Consider the following 15,555-nt stretch of genomic DNA (forward strand, 5'->3'; position numbering starts at 1 on the left):
GATCTTATCGGTTTTCAGGCCGGGGCGTCAGGGGTAGAGTGAAGCCCACTATCTCTTTATGCATTACTTCACGCATTCAACTGGAGCGCCAAATGACCCAGACTAATCTGCGCAACGGCCCTGATGCCAACGGCCTGTTTGGCGCGTTCGGCGGCCGCTACGTTGCCGAAACCCTGATGCCGTTGATCCTCGACCTGGCCCGTGAATATGAGTTGGCCAAGGAAGATCCTGCATTCAAGGAAGAGCTGGCCTACTTCCAGCGCGACTACGTCGGCCGTCCGAGCCCGCTGTACTTCGCCGAGCGTCTGACCGAGTTCTGTGGCGGCGCGAAGATCTACCTCAAGCGTGAAGAGCTGAACCACACCGGCGCGCACAAGATCAACAACTGCATCGGCCAGATCCTGCTGGCGCGGCGCATGGGCAAGAAACGCATCATTGCCGAGACCGGCGCCGGCATGCACGGTGTGGCCACGGCCACCGTCGCTGCGCGCTTCGGTCTGGATTGCGTGATCTACATGGGCACCACTGACATCGAACGTCAGCAGGCCAACGTGTTTCGCATGAAACTGCTGGGCGCCGAGGTTATCCCGGTGGTGGCCGGCACTGGCACCCTGAAGGATGCGATGAACGAGGCCCTGCGTGACTGGGTGACGAACGTCGACAGCACCTTCTACCTGATCGGCACCGTGGCCGGTCCACACCCTTACCCGGCAATGGTTCGCGACTTCCAGGCCGTGATCGGCAAGGAAACCCGTGAGCAGCTGCAAGCCCAGGAAGGCCGCCTGCCGGACAGCCTGGTGGCGTGCATTGGTGGCGGCTCCAACGCCATGGGCTTGTTCCACCCGTTCCTCGACGACAAGAGCGTTGAAATCATCGGCGTCGAAGCCGCCGGTTACGGCATCGAGACCGGCAAGCATGCGGCCAGCCTGAACGGCGGCGTACCGGGTGTACTGCACGGCAACCGCACTTTCCTGCTGCAGGACGACGATGGCCAGATCATCGATGCCCACTCGATCTCTGCCGGCCTCGATTACCCAGGCATCGGCCCTGAACACGCCTGGTTGCACGACATCGGCCGCGTCCAGTACACCTCGGTGACTGACGACGAAGCCCTCGCCGCGTTTCACCAGTGCTGCCGCCTGGAAGGGATCATCCCTGCCCTGGAAAGCGCCCACGCCCTGGCTGAAGTCTTCAAGCGCGCACCGAGCCTGCCAAAGGATCACCTGATGGTGGTCAACCTGTCCGGCCGTGGCGACAAAGACATGCAGACCGTGATGCACCACATGGAACAATCCACGCAGGAGAAACACTGATGAGCCGCCTGCAAACGCGTTTTGCCGAACTCAAGAAACAGAACCGCGCCGCCCTGGTGACCTTCGTGACCGCTGGCGACCCGGGCTATGACACGTCCCTGGCGATCCTCAAAGGCTTGCCGGCAGCGGGCGCCGATGTGATCGAACTGGGCATGCCCTTCACCGACCCGATGGCCGACGGCCCGGCGATCCAGCTCGCCAACATCCGTGCTCTGGCTGCCAAGCAGAACCTGGCGAAAACCCTGCAAATGGTTCGCGAGTTCCGCAAGGACAACAACGAAACGCCGCTGGTGCTGATGGGGTACTTCAACCCGATCCACAAATATGGCGTACCGCGCTTTATCGCCGAAGCGAAAGAGGCCGGTGTCGACGGCCTGATCGTGGTCGACATGCCTCCCGAGCATAACGGCGAGTTGTGCGATCCGGCACAGGCTGCCGGCCTGGATTTCATCCGTCTGACCACCCCGACCACCGACGATGTGCGTCTGCCAACCGTGCTTAACGGCAGCTCCGGGTTTGTTTACTACGTGTCCGTTGCCGGTGTGACCGGTGCTGGCGCGGCGACACTGGAACACGTTGAAGAGGCGGTCGCTCGTCTGCGTCGCCATACCGATCTGCCGATCAGCATCGGTTTCGGCATTCGCACGCCGGAGCAAGCAGCGTCTATCGCGCGTCTGGCGGACGGTGTGGTCGTGGGTTCGGCACTGATCGATCACATCGCCAATGCCTCGACGCCGGATCAGGCGATCGATGGTGTGCTGAGCCTTTGCTCGGCATTGGCTGACGGTGTGCGTAAGGCTCGCGTCAGCTGAAGGTAAAGTTCCTGATACAGAGGAATTAGAGCCTCGCGGCACAGACTAAACAGCAAGACCGAGGGCTTCAGGACTGCGTTCTGAAGCCCTTTTTGTTGTGTGTTGTGAGGAAAGACCAGATGAAAATGTCGAAACGCCTGATGGCCAGCCTCAGTGTGCTGCTGCTCGGCGCGACCCTGCATGCCAACGCTGATCAGCATGATGATCACGGCCATTACGATAACCATGGTGATTATCATGGTGACGAGCGCCGAGGCCCGCAGGACTACCATCGCGGTGGGCCTCCACCACGGGATTTCGCTCCTGTTCGCCAGACGATCCACGACAATCATGTGTATTTCGTCCGCGGTGCTCCGCCACCACCGGGTGTGATCGTGGTGCGTGGCAGGCCGCTGCCCCGGGGCTATTACGGCGAACGCCTGGATAACCGCGCGTTGAGCCGGTTGCCGTATTACCCGGGCTACGAATGGCGTCGCGCGGGCACGGACGTTGTGCTGGTCGCCGCGGAAACCGGGGTTGTTTATGAGGTTCTGCAGGGGGTTCTGTACTGACGGATCGGTCATTGGGCTGAACCCTGCCCCCCCTGTAGGAGCGGGTCAGGGCAACTCTATCCCGCCCGACGCCTTGTGCAGCTTGCGCAAGTGCTGGCCGATCTGCTTCACGTTGGCCTCGTTGGCGGCCATTTCGGCGGCGCGGCCCGGTTCAAGCAACGCTCTCACTTCTTTGTCCAGATCCCCGGACAGCGCCAGGAGTTGCTTCTGGCGCTGGCTGCTTTCCGCTTCCAGATGCTGCCACTCGCTCGGTTGCGGCAAGCCATAACCGTTGGTGCCCAGCAGCTCCGCCGGCCGGCTGAGGAAGCCACTGTTGGCGAGAATGTCCTTGAGCGTTTCGTTGGCCCTGTCCATGCCGCCATTCTTCAGTTCTCGGGCGCCCAGATAACGCTGCTTCACTTCATCCTGGGCCAATAGCAACTGTTGACGGAAGCTCGCTTGCTCCAGCAGTAGCAACGCCGCACTGGTGCGCAAATCGGCCTGCTCGAACCATTGCCGACGCTCCTGGGCTTTCAAGTCGAGCCATTCTTCGACGGTGTCCTGCTTGATCGGCAACTGCTTTTTCAGGATCTCGAACATGGCCTGATAGCGTTCGCGGAAGGAATCGAAACGATAACCCAGGCGCAAGGCCTCTCGCGGATCGTCCAGCACGCTGGTGTCCGCCAGTCCGCGGCCCTTCAGTACTTCCAGCAAACCGTTGGGCATGATGTTGTCGAGTCCCACCAGTTGCGGGTTGTTGGTGCCGCCGCGCAGTAATTTCAGCTCTTCCACTGCGCAGTTGTTTGACAGGAAGAAGTAGTTGCCGTCGTAGCTCCAGTGCATCTCGGCGGCACGTTCCACCACGTCTTCAATCTCTCTGCGCGACAGGTTCAGGGGCACGGAGGCCAGGCTGCGCAGTTCGGTCTTGGTGTATTCGTCGATGACCTGGGACAGCGGCAGGATAAACAGCCGCGACGGATATTTGCCGACCAGGCCATCCCAGCTCGACAGCTGTACGTCGCCGACGAAGGCGCGGTACGACAGCACCAGATGCTGGTCCAGGTCCAATCGACAATCCGGTCCGCGTGGCCGGCCCGGCGCACAGATCACCAGGCGCAACATGCTGTGGCCCCAGCGGCTGAACAGGTTCTGGTTGGCCTCGGCCAGCAGATAGTCAACGGCATAGACCCGTTCCGGATCGACCTGGCCCAAAGGTGTCTTGGCGAAGTCGTTGCCGGCATTGAGGAACGCGAAGGTCTTGCTGCAGGTGTCTTTGGCGGCGGGCGCCCAGCCGAAATGCTCCTTGTAGTAGCGGTACAGCGCCGGGCGGCGGCAGGCGTAGCTCGGGTCGAGGAGGAAATACTCCATGTTGACCGCGACGAATTCCTTTGGACTGCTGGTCTCGTAGATATCAGGGCTGCGGGCAATCTGGCGATTGTGCTGTTCGCGTTCTCCACGACGGCCTACGTATTGCTGCCAGCCAGCGAGGTCGAGCAGGCGCGGATCGTCACTGAGGGTAAAGCGCCGGTCGGACTGGCCTCGACATTGGTCGGGAATGCCAATCAGCCCTGCGCTGTTGTTGCGCCGGGTGCAGCGCTGAATCAGTTTGCGTTCGGCATCCGGCCAAAGGCGCGAGCGATCGTAGATGTGCGTCAGCTCGTGCAACACCGTGGCCAGCAGTTCCTGGCGCACGGTGCCATGGGGGCGATGGGTTTTTCTGGTCGCGGCGCTGCCATCGGTGAGGCCGGCCAGCAGGTTGCGGTTCAGATCGAGCTCGGACACCAGTGATGCCTGACCGTAGGCGTTGCGCGGCATGTCATCGGTCCAGCCGACGTCGATGCGTCGATCGAGTTGCTCGATAAAGCGTGGCGGCAGTGCCTGCATGGCTTCATTGAGCAACGCCTGGCTGGCTTGTTGTTGCGCGGGGGTCAGACCTTCGCTCTTGAGATGTAACTGAAGGCCTGCGTGGGCCGTGTTGCCCAGCAGCAACAGGGCCCCGGCCAGCAGCCAGGCGCCTGGACGCCTCACAGTGCGAGGATGGCTTCGGCGAGATCCTGATCACTGGCGTCACGGGCTTCCGGCACGCGGGTGCGCAGCAAGTCGAAAGCGGATTCCAGGTGAGCACCACGAATGTCGCCATTGCTGGCAACGAAACTGGCGGCGTCGTCCTGGGCTTCGCGCACGATTTTCGAATCGCGAATGGACGTGGTGGTGTCGGAGGTGAAATCGAGGGTGCGCTGGGTAGCACGGATCAGCATGTTACTGGTGGCAACCAGAGTATGTGCCTGGGCCACATCGGCCAACAGCAGCAGGCCTAAGGTGGCAGCAATCAGCGGGTTACGCATGGAACGACTCCAGAAAACAGGGATAACTATTGGACGAGAATTGCTTGTGCCAGTTCAAGGTCGCTGGCATGAAGTTTTGCCTGGGTTCGGCGCAGATACCGCAGGGCCGACTCCAGTCGTGCGCCTCTCAGTTGGCCTTCACTGGCAATGAATGCCGCTGCGTCATCCTGGGCGGCGAGCAGCAGTTTATGGTCGAAGGGGGCGCTGGTCACCAAACTTGTGGCGTAACCGCTGGCGACGATGCCTTGGGTGGACAGGTTGAAGGCGTCATAGGCGTGGGCTGATCCACAGTAACCAAGGGCAAGAAACACTGGCGCGATCAAGAAACTCGAAGGAAGACGCATGAGACTCGACAGTTGAAAATGAGTCCCAAGGCTAGCGCAAGGCCCATTCTAGAGCCAGCGCCGAAACATTGGGGCAAGCCGGGCGTGCCCCATGTCTGTGCAGTCGCTTAGATTGTCAGGATCGCTTGCGCCAGTTGTGCGTCGCTTGCGCTCAGCTGTGGCGCCTGGTGGCGAATGTGGTCGAGGGCGCTTTCAAGTTTCACGCCACGGATGGAGCCCTCGCTGGCGACGAAGCTGGCAGCGTCGTCACGAGCCGCGAGCACGATCTTGTCATCCTTGAACGATGACGAAACGACGTCGGTGGTCGCATCGGATGTGGCTTTGAGTGCGTTGACAACAGCGTCGGTGGTGACGATGAAGCTGGTTGCGCTGGCGTTGGCAGCCACGGCAAACAGGGCCGCAGCACTGAGCAGGCGAAGACGAAACATGGGGTAACTCCTTTGGGTAAACCAATTGAAAAGTGGCGCAGTGTCTGCAAAGTCAGACGCCAGGCGCTTGGCGCTCGCCACGTTCTGGTCTGATATTAGGCCTGAGTGTGTCGGTTCGAACAGCCCGTCATGCAAGCGGGAAGTCAGCGCCAGAACGGTTTATCCAGTTCATTGCTACGCTCGGCGTGGCTGATACCAAGATCTGCTAGCTGACGATCATCGAGTTGAGCCAGTAAACGTCGAGTTCTCGCTCTTTCGAGGCTGGCGAAGAGTCGTGTTAACAGATCTCTGGCCCGGTTCAGGCAAGGCCTCGATTGAACCGAGGCGGTGGAAACATCCTGTAAAGAATTCATGGCGCGGTCCCTGTCCTGATCAGTAGAGGTTCCATGCTGACACCGGCCGAACATCCATCACAGACACACTGCGATGATATTGTACCTATTCAGTTGTATGTTTTTGCAAACTGTACTGGTATTCAGGTATCCCTACTGTAAAACCGGATTTGACAGGCCAAAACGACAAAACCCGTCGTGGTTTCCCACGGCGGGTTTTGTTTTTTCAATTCGGGTTGCTGGCGGTGGACCTTGAGGTCAGAGCCAGCGACGCTAACTTAGCGCCAGAACGGCTTGCTCAGCTCTTCGTAGCGTTGTGCTTCGCTAATCCCGGCATCAGCCAGCAGACGCGAATCCAGGCGAGCCAGTTGATGGCGGCTGGTAATGCGGCGCTGCCACAGCATCAGGTTGGCGATAACGCGCAGAGGCATGGAAGCCTGGGTTTTTGCAGCAGTGTCTTCGAAGAACAGTTCGGAACTGAGTGTACGTTCCATGGTTGACATCCTTCCGCTTGTGGCGGGATTAGGTAGTGGTTTAACTGGTGCCCATGATCCTCTCGTTTGCCTAGTGTCTGTAGATACAGTTCATCTGTATTGTGAGAGCTCAGTTAACTGTTTATAAGGGGTGTACTGGTCAAAATTGAGGCAACTGTACTTGTCTGCACTGTTAAGGTGCAAAAGTAGTGGTTTCGTTCGATGGGGTGGGAGTTTTCCCTGGAAAATGACCAGTACAGCAGTACAGTTTTTTTCATATTGCGAAGCGGCAAGTGCAAGCTGGCGAAACTGTGTTTGCGCCAGCTGCTATTTGTAGCCATTACTTCTTCAGCATATGCCCGGTTTCTTCCAGGTTGATGTGCCAGCTCAGGGCGTCACGCAGGATGTGCGGGGTATGCCCGCCGATGGCGCATGCGGCGGTAAAGTAATCATTCAGCGCCTGGCGATAATCCGGGTGCACGCACTTGTCGATGATGATCCGGGCACGCTCCCGAGGTGCGAGGCCTCGCAAGTCTGCCAGGCCCACTTCGGTCACGAGGATGTCGACGTCATGCTCGGTGTGGTCAACGTGGCTGACCATCGGTACCACGCTGGAGATAGCCCCCCCCTTGGCGATCGACTTGGTCACGAACACGGACAGGTGCGCGTTGCGCGCGAAGTCGCCCGAGCCACCGATACCGTTCATCATCCGCGTGCCGCAGACGTGAGTGGAGTTGACGTTGCCATAGATGTCGAACTCCAGTGCCGTGTTGATACCGATGATGCCCAGGCGGCGCACGACTTCAGGGTGGTTGGAGATTTCCTGCGGGCGCAGGACCAGTTTGTCTTTGTAGCGCTCCAGATTGCCGAACACGTCGGCATTGCGCCGGCTCGACAAGGTGATCGAACTGCCCGAGGCAAAGCTCAGCTTGCCTGCGTCGATCAGGTCGAAGGTCGAGTCCTGCAGCACCTCGGAATACATCGTCAGGTCTTCGAACGGCGAGTCGATCAGGCCACACATCACCGAGTTGGCGATGGTACCGATACCGGCTTGCAACGGGCCGAGCTTGTTGGTCATGCGTCCGGCGGCCACTTCCTGTTTGAAGAAATCGATCAGGTGGTCGGCAATGGCCTGGGTCTCGGCGTCCGGTGCCAGCACAGTGGAAGGTGAGTCAGCCTGGTTGGTGACCACGATGGCGACGATTTTTTCCGCCGGGATCGGGATGGCGGTGCTGCCAATGCGATCGTCGACTTTGACCAAAGGAATCGGGGTACGGGTCGGGCGATAGGTCGGAATATAGATGTCGTGCAGACCTTCGAGGTTCGGGTTGTGCGCCATGTTGATCTCGACAATCACATGCTTGGCGAAGATCGCGAAGCTGGCCGAGTTGCCCACCGAGGTGGTTGGCACGATATGCCCTTGCTCGGTGATCGCTACGGCTTCAATCACGGCAATGTCCGGCAGTTTCAGTTGCTGGTTGCGCAATTGCTCCACGGTTTCCGACAGGTGCTGGTCGATGAACATGACTTCACCGGCATTGATCGCCTTGCGCAGTGTGCTGTCGACCTGGAATGGCATGCGTCGTGACAGCACGCCGGCTTCGGTCAGCTGCTTGTCGAGGTCATTACCCAGGCTTGCGCCAGTCATCAGGCTGATCTTCAGTGGCGTGACCTTGGCACGCTCGGCCAACGCCTGGGGGACGGCCTTGGCTTCGCCGGCGCGAGTAAAGCCACTCATGCCGACGGTCATGCCGTCCTCGATAAGAGCGGCAGCGTCGGCAGCGCTCATTACTTTGTCCAACAACGAAGGCAGGCGAATACGGTCACGGTACATGGATTGTTATCTCGGGCAACAGGTAGCAGGACGTGCAGTCTAGTGAATTGCGCCGACTTCTGTCCCGCTACCAAGGTCGCAATCGAGGTGTCTATTCCGGGCCTTTGAAGCAAAACACCGTTACCGGATCGGTAACAAAAGCATAGTTTGTCTGACGATTTGCGCAAACAAAAACGCCCCGACAAGTCGGGGCGTTCTGTGTGCCGGGCGGGGTTAATCGACGGCTTTGACCATGTCTTCGATGACCTTTTTAGCGTCGCCGAACACCATCATGGTTTTGTCCAGATAGAACAGCTCGTTGTCCAGGCCGGCATAGCCGCTGGCCATCGAGCGTTTGTTGACGATGATGGTCTTGGCCTTGAACGCTTCGAGGATCGGCATGCCGGCAATCGGCGATTTCGGATCGTTCTTCGCCGCCGGGTTGACCACGTCGTTGGCGCCCAATACCAGCACCACGTCGGCCTGACCGAACTCGGAGTTGATGTCTTCCATCTCGAACACCTGGTCGTAAGGCACTTCAGCCTCGGCCAGCAACACGTTCATGTGCCCTGGCATACGCCCGGCAACCGGGTGGATCGCATACTTCACGGTCACGCCGCGATGGGTCAGCTTCTCGGTCAATTCCTTCAGTGCATGCTGTGCCCGCGCTACCGCCAGGCCGTAGCCCGGAACGATGATCACGGTATCGGCGTTGGTCAGCAGGAAGGTGGCGTCGTCAGCAGAACCGGATTTCACCGGACGGGCTTCTTTGGCGCCTGCCGGACCTGCGTCGGCGGTATTGCCGAAACCGCCGAGCAGTACGTTAAAGAAGGAACGGTTCATCGCCTTGCACATGATGTACGAGAGGATCGCACCGGACGAGCCCACCAGCGAACCCGCGATGATCAGCATCGAGTTGTTCAGCGAGAAGCCGATGCCCGCCGCTGCCCAGCCGGAGTAGCTGTTGAGCATCGACACCACCACCGGCATGTCGGCACCGCCGATCGGGATGATGATCAGGACGCCGAGCACGAAGGCCAGCGCCAGCATCACTACGAAAGCGGTGTAGTCGCCGGTGAGCATGAACGTCACACCCAGTGCCAGTGTGGCGAGGCCCATCAGCAGGTTCAGCTTGTGCTGTCCGCCGAACTGTACCGGTGCGCCCTGGAACAGGCGGAACTTGTACTTGCCGGAAAGCTTGCCGAACGCGATCACCGAACCGGAGAAGGTGATTGCACCGATGGCGGCACCGAGGAACAGTTCCAGGCGGTTACCGGCCGGGATCGCGTCACCGAGTTGCTGGACGATGCCCAGCGACTGTGGCTCGACTACGGCAGCCACGGCGATGAACACCGCTGCCAGGCCGATCATGCTGTGCATGAAGGCGACCAGCTCGGGCATCTTGGTCATTTCAACGCGTTTGGCCATGATCGAGCCGACAGTGCCGCCGATCAGCAGGCCGACGATCACGTAGACGATACCGTCATGGGCCAGTTCAGCACCCAATTTGTAGATCAGGCCGACCGTGGTGAGGATCGCCAGGCCCATGCCGAGCATGCCGAACAGGTTGCCACGACGCGATGTGGTTGGGTGCGAGAGGCCCTTGAGCGCCTGGATGAAGCAGACCGAGGCGATCAAATACAGGGAGGTAACCAGGTTCATGCTCATGCTTGCTGCACCTCAGCCTTGATTGCTTCGGCCTTGGCAGCCGGAGCTTTTGCCGGGGCCGCTTTCTTCTTGAACATTTCCAGCATGCGGCGGGTGACCAGGAAGCCACCAAACACGTTGACCGCGGCCAGGGCCACAGCCAGGGTGCCCATGGTCTTGCCCAGCGGGGTCACGGTGAGAGCGGCGGCGAGCATGGCGCCGACAATCACGATGGCCGAGATGGCGTTGGTGACGGCCATCAGTGGTGTGTGCAGTGCAGGTGTAACGTTCCAGACCACGTGGTAGCCGACATAGATGGCCAGCACGAAGATGATCAGGTTGTAGATACCGTGAGAGATCAGCATGTCTTCCATTGTTTTTATCCTCAGCCGTTCTTGCGCACGATCTGGCCGTCGCGGCACATCAGGCACGCGGCGACGATATCGTCTTCAAGGTTGATCACCAGTTGTCCTTCTTTATCGAACAACAGTTTCATGAAGTCCAGCAGGTTGCGTGCATACAGCGCCGAAGCATCGGCCGCCACGGCGCCAGCCAGGTTGGTCGGGCCAACAATGGTCACGCCATTTTCGACGACCACCTGATCGGCCACGGTCAGCGGGCAGTTACCGCCCTGGGCTGCCGCAAGGTCGATGACCACCGAGCCCGGCTTCATCTGTGCCACGGTTTCCGCGCTCAACAGTGTCGGTGCCTTGCGGCCCGGAATCAGTGCGGTGGTGATGACGATGTCAGCCTGCTTCGCGCGTTCGTGCACGGCTGCGGCCTGGCGTTGCATCCAGCTGGCCGGCATTGGGCGGGCGTAACCGCCGACACCGACGGCGCATTCACGCTCTTCGTCGGTCTCGTAAGGCACGTCGACGAACTTGGCGCCAAGGGATTCGATCTGCTCTTTTACCGCCGGACGCACGTCAGACGCTTCGATCACGGCACCCAGGCGCTTCGCGGTAGCGATGGCCTGCAAACCGGCCACGCCCGCACCGAGAATCAGCACGCGCGCCGCTTTCACGGTGCCCGCAGCCGTCATCAGCATTGGCATGAAGCGCGGATAGTAGTGCGCGGCCAGCAACACGGCTTTATAGCCGGCGATGTTGGCTTGCGAGGACAGCACATCCAGGCTTTGGGCACGGGAGGTGCGAGGCGCAGCCTCGAGGGCAAAGGCAGTAATCCCGCACTCGGCCATCTTGGCGATGGTTTCGTTGCTGAACGGGTTGAGCATCCCCACCACAACGGTGCCGCTTTTAATTAGCGCCAGCTCGCTGTCGCTGGGAGCGACCACCTTCAAAATCAGCTCTGCACCAAACGCGTCATTGGCGCTGCCAATGGTTGCGCCTGCCGCTGCATAAGCACTGTCGACAACGCTGGCATTTACGCCGGCGCCGCTTTGTACAGTGACCTTATGACCCTGGCTGATCAGCTTCTTGATGGTTTCCGGGGTTGCAGCAACCCGTGTTTCACCGGTCTGGGTTTCGAGAGGAACACCAATGTGCACGTCAAATCTCCTGCGTGATCTTATTGAGTAAACCCATGCACTACGGATGGTGCGGCTGGGGCGGCCGATCAGCACGATCCCGCCAAATCAGGGCGGGGCGCGGCATTTTGCAGGCGAACTTTGTGCCCTTCAAGGGATTATGACGGGTGACGGAAAATTAACTACAAGTCACCCCGTGACCGAATGTCGCAACCAACCGGCTCAATCCCTTCTAGACCGTGCGTTTCAAGGATTCTGGCCGAAATCCAGGAATTTATACATCGGCCGTATGAATGATGCGGCATCGCCTCGAAATAGTGGCCCAAAGCCGCGTGGACAGGCGCTTGTGGGACGTTTGTACGACTTCTCGATACAGTTTGCTGGTATGCGACAAATACGTATATCTGTAGGGCTTATTTTTTACTGACTACGAGGTCAGGTATCGTTTGCAGGCCTTTATCCTTCTAGGCTGTAGCCGTGCGCCTGATTTACCAGCCAGTCACGAAATGCCTTCAAAGACGCGGATTCGACCTTTCGCTCAGGAATCATCAGGTAATAAGCCTTGATGCTGGACAGTGCTTGCGGGTTGGCGATCACCAGGCGTTTTTCTTTCAACTCCCGTTGAATCAGGAATGGCGGAATCAGGGCAATGCCCATGTCGTGCATGGCCGCCTGGGCGAGCATGGAGAATAGCTCGTAGCGAGGGCCTGTCATGTCTCGCGGGACATTCAGGTGCTGGGAATCGAACCATTGGCGCCAGGCATAGGGGCGTGTGGTCTGTTGCAGAAGAGGCAGCTCGGCGATTTCGCCGGGTGTCAGGCTGGTCTTGTTTCCGAGTAGGTCGGGGCTACAAACGGGCATCGGATTTTCACCCATCAGCCTGTGGGACTCTGTACCTGACCAATCCGCATCACCGAAGTAGATGGCCGCATCAAAATCAGTGTCGGCGAACAGGAACGGTCGCGTGCGGTTGGTCAGGTTGACCGTCACTTCCGGGTGTTTTTGCTGAAAATCCTTGAGTCGCGGCAGCAACCATTGGGTGCCGAAGGTCGGCACAACGGCCAATTCGATCACGTTGGTGCCCTGCTGGCCCATCACCGACAAGGTGTCGCGCTCAACCGCATCGAGTTGAGTGGCCACTCGACGGCTGTAGGAGAGGCCGGCCTCCGTCAGCTTGACTCCGCGCCGCGAGCGTCGGAACAGTTCTACACTGAGGAACTCTTCAAGGCTGGCGATTTGTCGGCAAATCGCCCCTTGGGTCAGCGAAAGTTCTTGGGCGGCCTTGGTGAAACTCTCGTGGCGCGCTGCGGCCTCGAAGCTGATCAGGGCGGTGGTGCTGGGTATCTTCCTGCGCATGTACGTCAACCTCACTAATACATCGCATAAAAGCTCTTTTGCGACGTTTCGGAGTGAGAAATTAGCACAACAGTATGCGAAATCCTCGTTTGCCGTAGCGCCGATCCGGGCCTAGGATCGGTCCACGTTATTTGACCCGATTCGAGAGGACACACTCATGGGCGGTAAAGCTAGCTTCAACTGGATCGATCCCCTGCTGCTGGATCAACAGCTCACTGAAGAAGAACGCATGATTCGCGACACGGCTGCGCAGTTCGCTCAGCAGAGCCTGGCGCCGCGCATTCTCGAAGCTTTCCGCCATGAGAAGACCGATCCGGCGATCTTCCGCGAAATGGGTGAGGTTGGTCTGTTGGGCGCAACCATCCCCGAGCAGTACGGCGGCAGTGGCCTGAACTACGTCAGCTACGGCCTGATCGCCCGTGAAGTCGAGCGTATCGACTCCGGCTATCGCTCGATGATGAGCGTGCAGTCCTCGCTGGTGATGGTGCCAATCAATGAATTCGGTACCGAAGCCCAGAAGCAGAAGTACCTGCCAAAACTGGCCTCGGGCGAATGGATCGGCTGCTTCGGCCTGACCGAGCCTAACCACGGTTCCGACCCGGGCGCGATGATCACTCGTGCGCGCAAAGTGGAAGGCGGCTACAGCCTCACTGGCAGCAAGATGTGGATCACCAACAGCCCGATCGCCGATGTGTTCGTGGTCTGGGGCAAGGATGATGCCGGCGACATCCGCGGCTTCGTTCTGGAGAAGGGCTGGAAAGGCCTGAGCGCTCCGGCGATTCACGGCAAGGTTGGCCTGCGGGCATCGATCACCGGTGAAATCGTCATGGACAACGTATTCGTGCCGGAAGAGAACATCTTCCCGGATGTCCGTGGCCTGAAAGGTCCTTTCACCTGCCTCAACTCGGCGCGTTACGGCATCTCCTGGGGTGCGCTGGGTGCGGCCGAGTTCTGCTGGCACACCGCTCGCCAGTACACCCTGGATCGTCAACAGTTCGGTCGTCCATTGGCCGCCACTCAGTTGATCCAGAAGAAACTGGCCGACATGCAGACCGAAATCACCATGGCGCTGCAAGGCTGCCTGCGTCTGGGTCGCATGAAGGACGAAGGCACTGCGGCGGTCGAAATCACTTCGATGATGAAGCGCAACTCTTGCGGCAAGTCCCTGGACATCGCGCGCATGGCTCGCGACATGTTGGGCGGCAACGGCATCTCTGATGAATTCGGTGTGGCGCGTCACCTGGTCAACCTGGAAGTTGTGAACACCTATGAAGGTACGCACGACGTCCATGCGCTGATCCTCGGTCGTGCGCAAACCGGCATCCAGGCGTTCTATTAACAGGAGGACGCCCATGGGCGCGCTATCGCATCTACGGGTACTGGATTTATCGCGGGTGCTGGCCGGGCCTTGGGCCGGGCAGATCCTGGCCGACCTTGGTGCCGAAGTGATCAAGGTCGAGCGTCCGGGTAACGGCGATGACACGCGCGCCTGGGGACCACCGTTCCTTAAAGACGCCTATGGCGAGAACACCAGCGAGGCCGCCTATTACTTGTCGGCCAATCGCAACAAGCAATCGGTCACCATCGACTTCACGCGCCCTGAAGGGCAGAAGCTGGTGCGTGAGCTGGCGGCAAAGTCGGACATCCTGATCGAGAACTTCAAGGTCGGCGGTCTGGCGGCTTATGGCCTGGATTATGAGTCGTTGAAGTCGATCAATCCGGATCTGATCTATTGCTCGATCACCGGGTTCGGCCAGACCGGTCCTTACGCCAAGCGTGCGGGTTATGACTTCATGATCCAGGGGCTGGGCGGTCTCATGAGTCTGACGGGTCGACCTGAAGGCGAAGAAGGTGCGGGGCCGGTGAAGGTCGGCGTAGCGCTGACGGACATCCTGACCGGGCTGTATTCCACTGTCGCGATCCTGGCTGCGCTTGCGCATCGGGATCATGACGGCGGTGGCCAGCATATCGATATGGCACTGCTGGATGTGCAGGTGGCTTGTCTGGCCAACCAGGCAATGAACTACCTGACGACGGGCAATGCGCCTAAACGCTTGGGTAATGCTCATCCAAACATCGTGCCCTATCAGGATTTTCCTACGGCGGATGGTGACTTCATCCTTACCGTGGGTAACGACGGGCAGTTCCGCAAGTTCGCGGAAGTGGCCGGGCAGCCGCAGTGGGCGGACGATCCGCGTTTTGCGACTAACAAGCTGCGGGTAGCAAACCGGGCTGTACTGATTCCGCTGATCCGCCAGGCAACGGTGTTCAAGACTACCGCTGAATGGGTGGCGCAGCTGGAGCAAGCTGGTGTGCCATGCGGGCCTATCAATGACCTGGCGCAGATGTTTACCGATCCTCAGGTCAAGGCGCGTGGGTTGGCCATCGAGTTGCCGCATGCGCTGGCGGGCATGGTGCCGCAAGTGGCCAGTCCTATTCGTTTGTCCGAGACGCCGGTGGAGTATCGGTATGCCCCTCCTTTGCTGGGTGAGCATACGCTGGAGGTTCTCCAGCGGGTGCTGGGTCTGGATGCGGGCGTGGTGTCTGCGTTCAAGGCGTCTGGCGTGCTTTGATCTCTCTTCTATATAGAGGGGCGCTTTCGCCCCTCTATATAAGCCTCCATTGGGACGTTTTGCTCCTTTCTGCAAGTTATTGATAGAAAAGCAGAATCAGTGC

Annotated in this window: 16 protein-coding genes; 5 read left to right on the forward strand and 11 right to left on the reverse strand. The window is 59.4% G+C overall.

Going from position 1 to position 15,555, the window contains the following annotated elements; genetic code table 11:
- Positions 1 to 92: 92 nt before the first annotated feature.
- The 3 genes from trpB (at position 93) to ACEN8E_RS30015 (ending at position 2,676) form a co-directional block, all read left to right on the forward strand.
- A complete protein-coding gene (gene trpB, locus ACEN8E_RS30005; protein ID WP_015092932.1) occupies positions 93 to 1,313 on the forward strand; it encodes a tryptophan synthase subunit beta in 1,221 nt (406 codons plus the stop codon).
- Positions 1,313 to 2,125: a tryptophan synthase subunit alpha gene (gene trpA, locus ACEN8E_RS30010; protein ID WP_495590920.1), complete on the forward strand. Its 813-nt coding sequence runs from the start codon at positions 1,313 to 1,315 to the stop codon at positions 2,123 to 2,125. The genes trpB and trpA overlap by 1 nt, the downstream gene beginning before the upstream one ends.
- A 119-nt stretch (positions 2,126 to 2,244) precedes the next feature.
- Entirely contained in the window at positions 2,245 to 2,676 is a 432-nt protein-coding gene (locus ACEN8E_RS30015) for an anti-virulence regulator CigR family protein (protein ID WP_495590921.1), read from the forward strand.
- A gap of 45 nt (positions 2,677 to 2,721) precedes the next feature.
- On the opposite strand, the gene ACEN8E_RS30020 is transcribed toward ACEN8E_RS30015, so the two are convergent.
- The 11 genes from ACEN8E_RS30020 to ACEN8E_RS30070 all read right to left on the reverse strand — a co-directional run bounded on the left by ACEN8E_RS30020 (position 2,722) and on the right by ACEN8E_RS30070 (position 12,879).
- The gene (locus ACEN8E_RS30020; RefSeq protein ID WP_495590922.1) at positions 2,722 to 4,683 is read right to left on the reverse strand and encodes a DUF7844 domain-containing protein; all 1,962 of its coding nucleotides are present in this window, start codon (positions 4,681 to 4,683) and stop codon (positions 2,722 to 2,724) included.
- On the reverse strand, positions 4,680 to 5,000 hold the full coding sequence (locus tag ACEN8E_RS30025; RefSeq protein ID WP_008002141.1) for a DUF2388 domain-containing protein: 321 nt from the start codon (positions 4,998 to 5,000) through the stop codon (positions 4,680 to 4,682). The genes ACEN8E_RS30020 and ACEN8E_RS30025 overlap by 4 nt, the downstream gene beginning before the upstream one ends.
- Before the next feature lie 26 nt (positions 5,001 to 5,026).
- Positions 5,027 to 5,344, reverse strand: a complete 318-nt coding sequence (locus ACEN8E_RS30030; RefSeq protein WP_495590923.1) for a DUF2388 domain-containing protein — start codon at positions 5,342 to 5,344, stop codon at positions 5,027 to 5,029.
- 107 nt (positions 5,345 to 5,451) lie between these two features.
- Positions 5,452 to 5,772, reverse strand: a complete 321-nt coding sequence (locus ACEN8E_RS30035) for a DUF2388 domain-containing protein (RefSeq protein WP_495590924.1) — start codon at positions 5,770 to 5,772, stop codon at positions 5,452 to 5,454.
- A 143-nt stretch (positions 5,773 to 5,915) separates the two neighbouring features.
- Positions 5,916 to 6,125, reverse strand: a complete 210-nt coding sequence (locus ACEN8E_RS30040) for a DUF1127 domain-containing protein (protein ID WP_495590925.1) — start codon at positions 6,123 to 6,125, stop codon at positions 5,916 to 5,918.
- Between the two features lie 257 nt (positions 6,126 to 6,382).
- Positions 6,383 to 6,598, reverse strand: a complete 216-nt coding sequence (locus tag ACEN8E_RS30045) for a DUF1127 domain-containing protein (protein WP_030129620.1) — start codon at positions 6,596 to 6,598, stop codon at positions 6,383 to 6,385.
- Positions 6,599 to 6,917: 319 nt separating this feature from the next.
- Positions 6,918 to 8,411 carry a succinyl-CoA:acetate CoA-transferase ScpC gene (gene scpC / locus ACEN8E_RS30050; protein ID WP_495590926.1) on the reverse strand — a complete coding sequence of 498 codons (1,494 nt, stop codon included), beginning with the start codon at positions 8,409 to 8,411 and terminating at the stop codon, positions 6,918 to 6,920.
- A 213-nt stretch (positions 8,412 to 8,624) separates the two neighbouring features.
- Entirely contained in the window at positions 8,625 to 10,058 is a 1,434-nt protein-coding gene (locus ACEN8E_RS30055; RefSeq protein WP_495590927.1) for an NAD(P)(+) transhydrogenase (Re/Si-specific) subunit beta, read from the reverse strand.
- Positions 10,055 to 10,411 carry an NAD(P) transhydrogenase subunit alpha part 2 gene (locus ACEN8E_RS30060; protein ID WP_008064823.1) on the reverse strand — a complete coding sequence of 119 codons (357 nt, stop codon included), beginning with the start codon at positions 10,409 to 10,411 and terminating at the stop codon, positions 10,055 to 10,057. Before ACEN8E_RS30060 ends, ACEN8E_RS30055 begins: the two co-directional genes overlap by 4 nt.
- A gap of 11 nt (positions 10,412 to 10,422) precedes the next feature.
- Positions 10,423 to 11,544: a Re/Si-specific NAD(P)(+) transhydrogenase subunit alpha gene (locus ACEN8E_RS30065; RefSeq protein ID WP_429367894.1), complete on the reverse strand. Its 1,122-nt coding sequence runs from the start codon at positions 11,542 to 11,544 to the stop codon at positions 10,423 to 10,425.
- Positions 11,545 to 11,979: 435 nt separating this feature from the next.
- Positions 11,980 to 12,879, reverse strand: a complete 900-nt coding sequence (locus ACEN8E_RS30070) for a LysR family transcriptional regulator (protein ID WP_495590928.1) — start codon at positions 12,877 to 12,879, stop codon at positions 11,980 to 11,982.
- Positions 12,880 to 13,036: 157 nt separating this feature from the next.
- On the opposite strand from ACEN8E_RS30070, the gene ACEN8E_RS30075 reads away from it, so the two are divergent.
- Together ACEN8E_RS30075 and ACEN8E_RS30080 are read left to right on the forward strand one after the other, a co-directional pair.
- Complete coding sequence (locus tag ACEN8E_RS30075; protein WP_007969743.1) at positions 13,037 to 14,218, forward strand: acyl-CoA dehydrogenase; 1,182 nt, start codon at positions 13,037 to 13,039, stop codon at positions 14,216 to 14,218.
- Positions 14,219 to 14,231: 13 nt separating this feature from the next.
- Positions 14,232 to 15,452 (forward strand): CaiB/BaiF CoA transferase family protein, encoded by a 1,221-nt coding sequence (locus ACEN8E_RS30080; RefSeq protein ID WP_495590929.1) that lies wholly within the window; start codon positions 14,232 to 14,234, stop codon positions 15,450 to 15,452.
- Positions 15,453 to 15,555 lie beyond the last annotated feature (103 nt).

This window comes from Pseudomonas sp. Pseusp9 (assembly GCF_059491265.1).

Bases quoted from the DNA above. Each gene is read 5' to 3' on its own strand.
- ACEN8E_RS30045 (WP_030129620.1), bottom strand. From the start codon at position 6,598: ATGGAACGTACACTCAGTTCCGAACTGTTCTTCGAAGACACTGCTGCA.
- ACEN8E_RS30040 (WP_495590925.1), bottom strand. From the start codon at position 6,125: ATGAATTCTTTACAGGATGTTTCCACCGCCTCGGTTCAATCGAGGCCT.
- ACEN8E_RS30055 (WP_495590927.1), bottom strand. From the start codon at position 10,058: ATGAGCATGAACCTGGTTACCTCCCTGTATTTGATCGCCTCGGTCTGC.
- ACEN8E_RS30070 (WP_495590928.1), bottom strand. From the start codon at position 12,879: ATGCGCAGGAAGATACCCAGCACCACCGCCCTGATCAGCTTCGAGGCC.
- ACEN8E_RS30060 (WP_008064823.1), bottom strand. From the start codon at position 10,411: ATGGAAGACATGCTGATCTCTCACGGTATCTACAACCTGATCATCTTC.
- scpC (WP_495590926.1), bottom strand. From the start codon at position 8,411: ATGTACCGTGACCGTATTCGCCTGCCTTCGTTGTTGGACAAAGTAATG.
- ACEN8E_RS30030 (WP_495590923.1), bottom strand. From the start codon at position 5,344: ATGCGTCTTCCTTCGAGTTTCTTGATCGCGCCAGTGTTTCTTGCCCTT.
- ACEN8E_RS30035 (WP_495590924.1), bottom strand. From the start codon at position 5,772: ATGTTTCGTCTTCGCCTGCTCAGTGCTGCGGCCCTGTTTGCCGTGGCT.
- ACEN8E_RS30025 (WP_008002141.1), bottom strand. From the start codon at position 5,000: ATGCGTAACCCGCTGATTGCTGCCACCTTAGGCCTGCTGCTGTTGGCC.
- trpB (WP_015092932.1), top strand. From the start codon at position 93: ATGACCCAGACTAATCTGCGCAACGGCCCTGATGCCAACGGCCTGTTT.
- ACEN8E_RS30015 (WP_495590921.1), top strand. From the start codon at position 2,245: ATGAAAATGTCGAAACGCCTGATGGCCAGCCTCAGTGTGCTGCTGCTC.
- trpA (WP_495590920.1), top strand. From the start codon at position 1,313: ATGAGCCGCCTGCAAACGCGTTTTGCCGAACTCAAGAAACAGAACCGC.
- ACEN8E_RS30075 (WP_007969743.1), top strand. From the start codon at position 13,037: ATGGGCGGTAAAGCTAGCTTCAACTGGATCGATCCCCTGCTGCTGGAT.
- ACEN8E_RS30080 (WP_495590929.1), top strand. From the start codon at position 14,232: ATGGGCGCGCTATCGCATCTACGGGTACTGGATTTATCGCGGGTGCTG.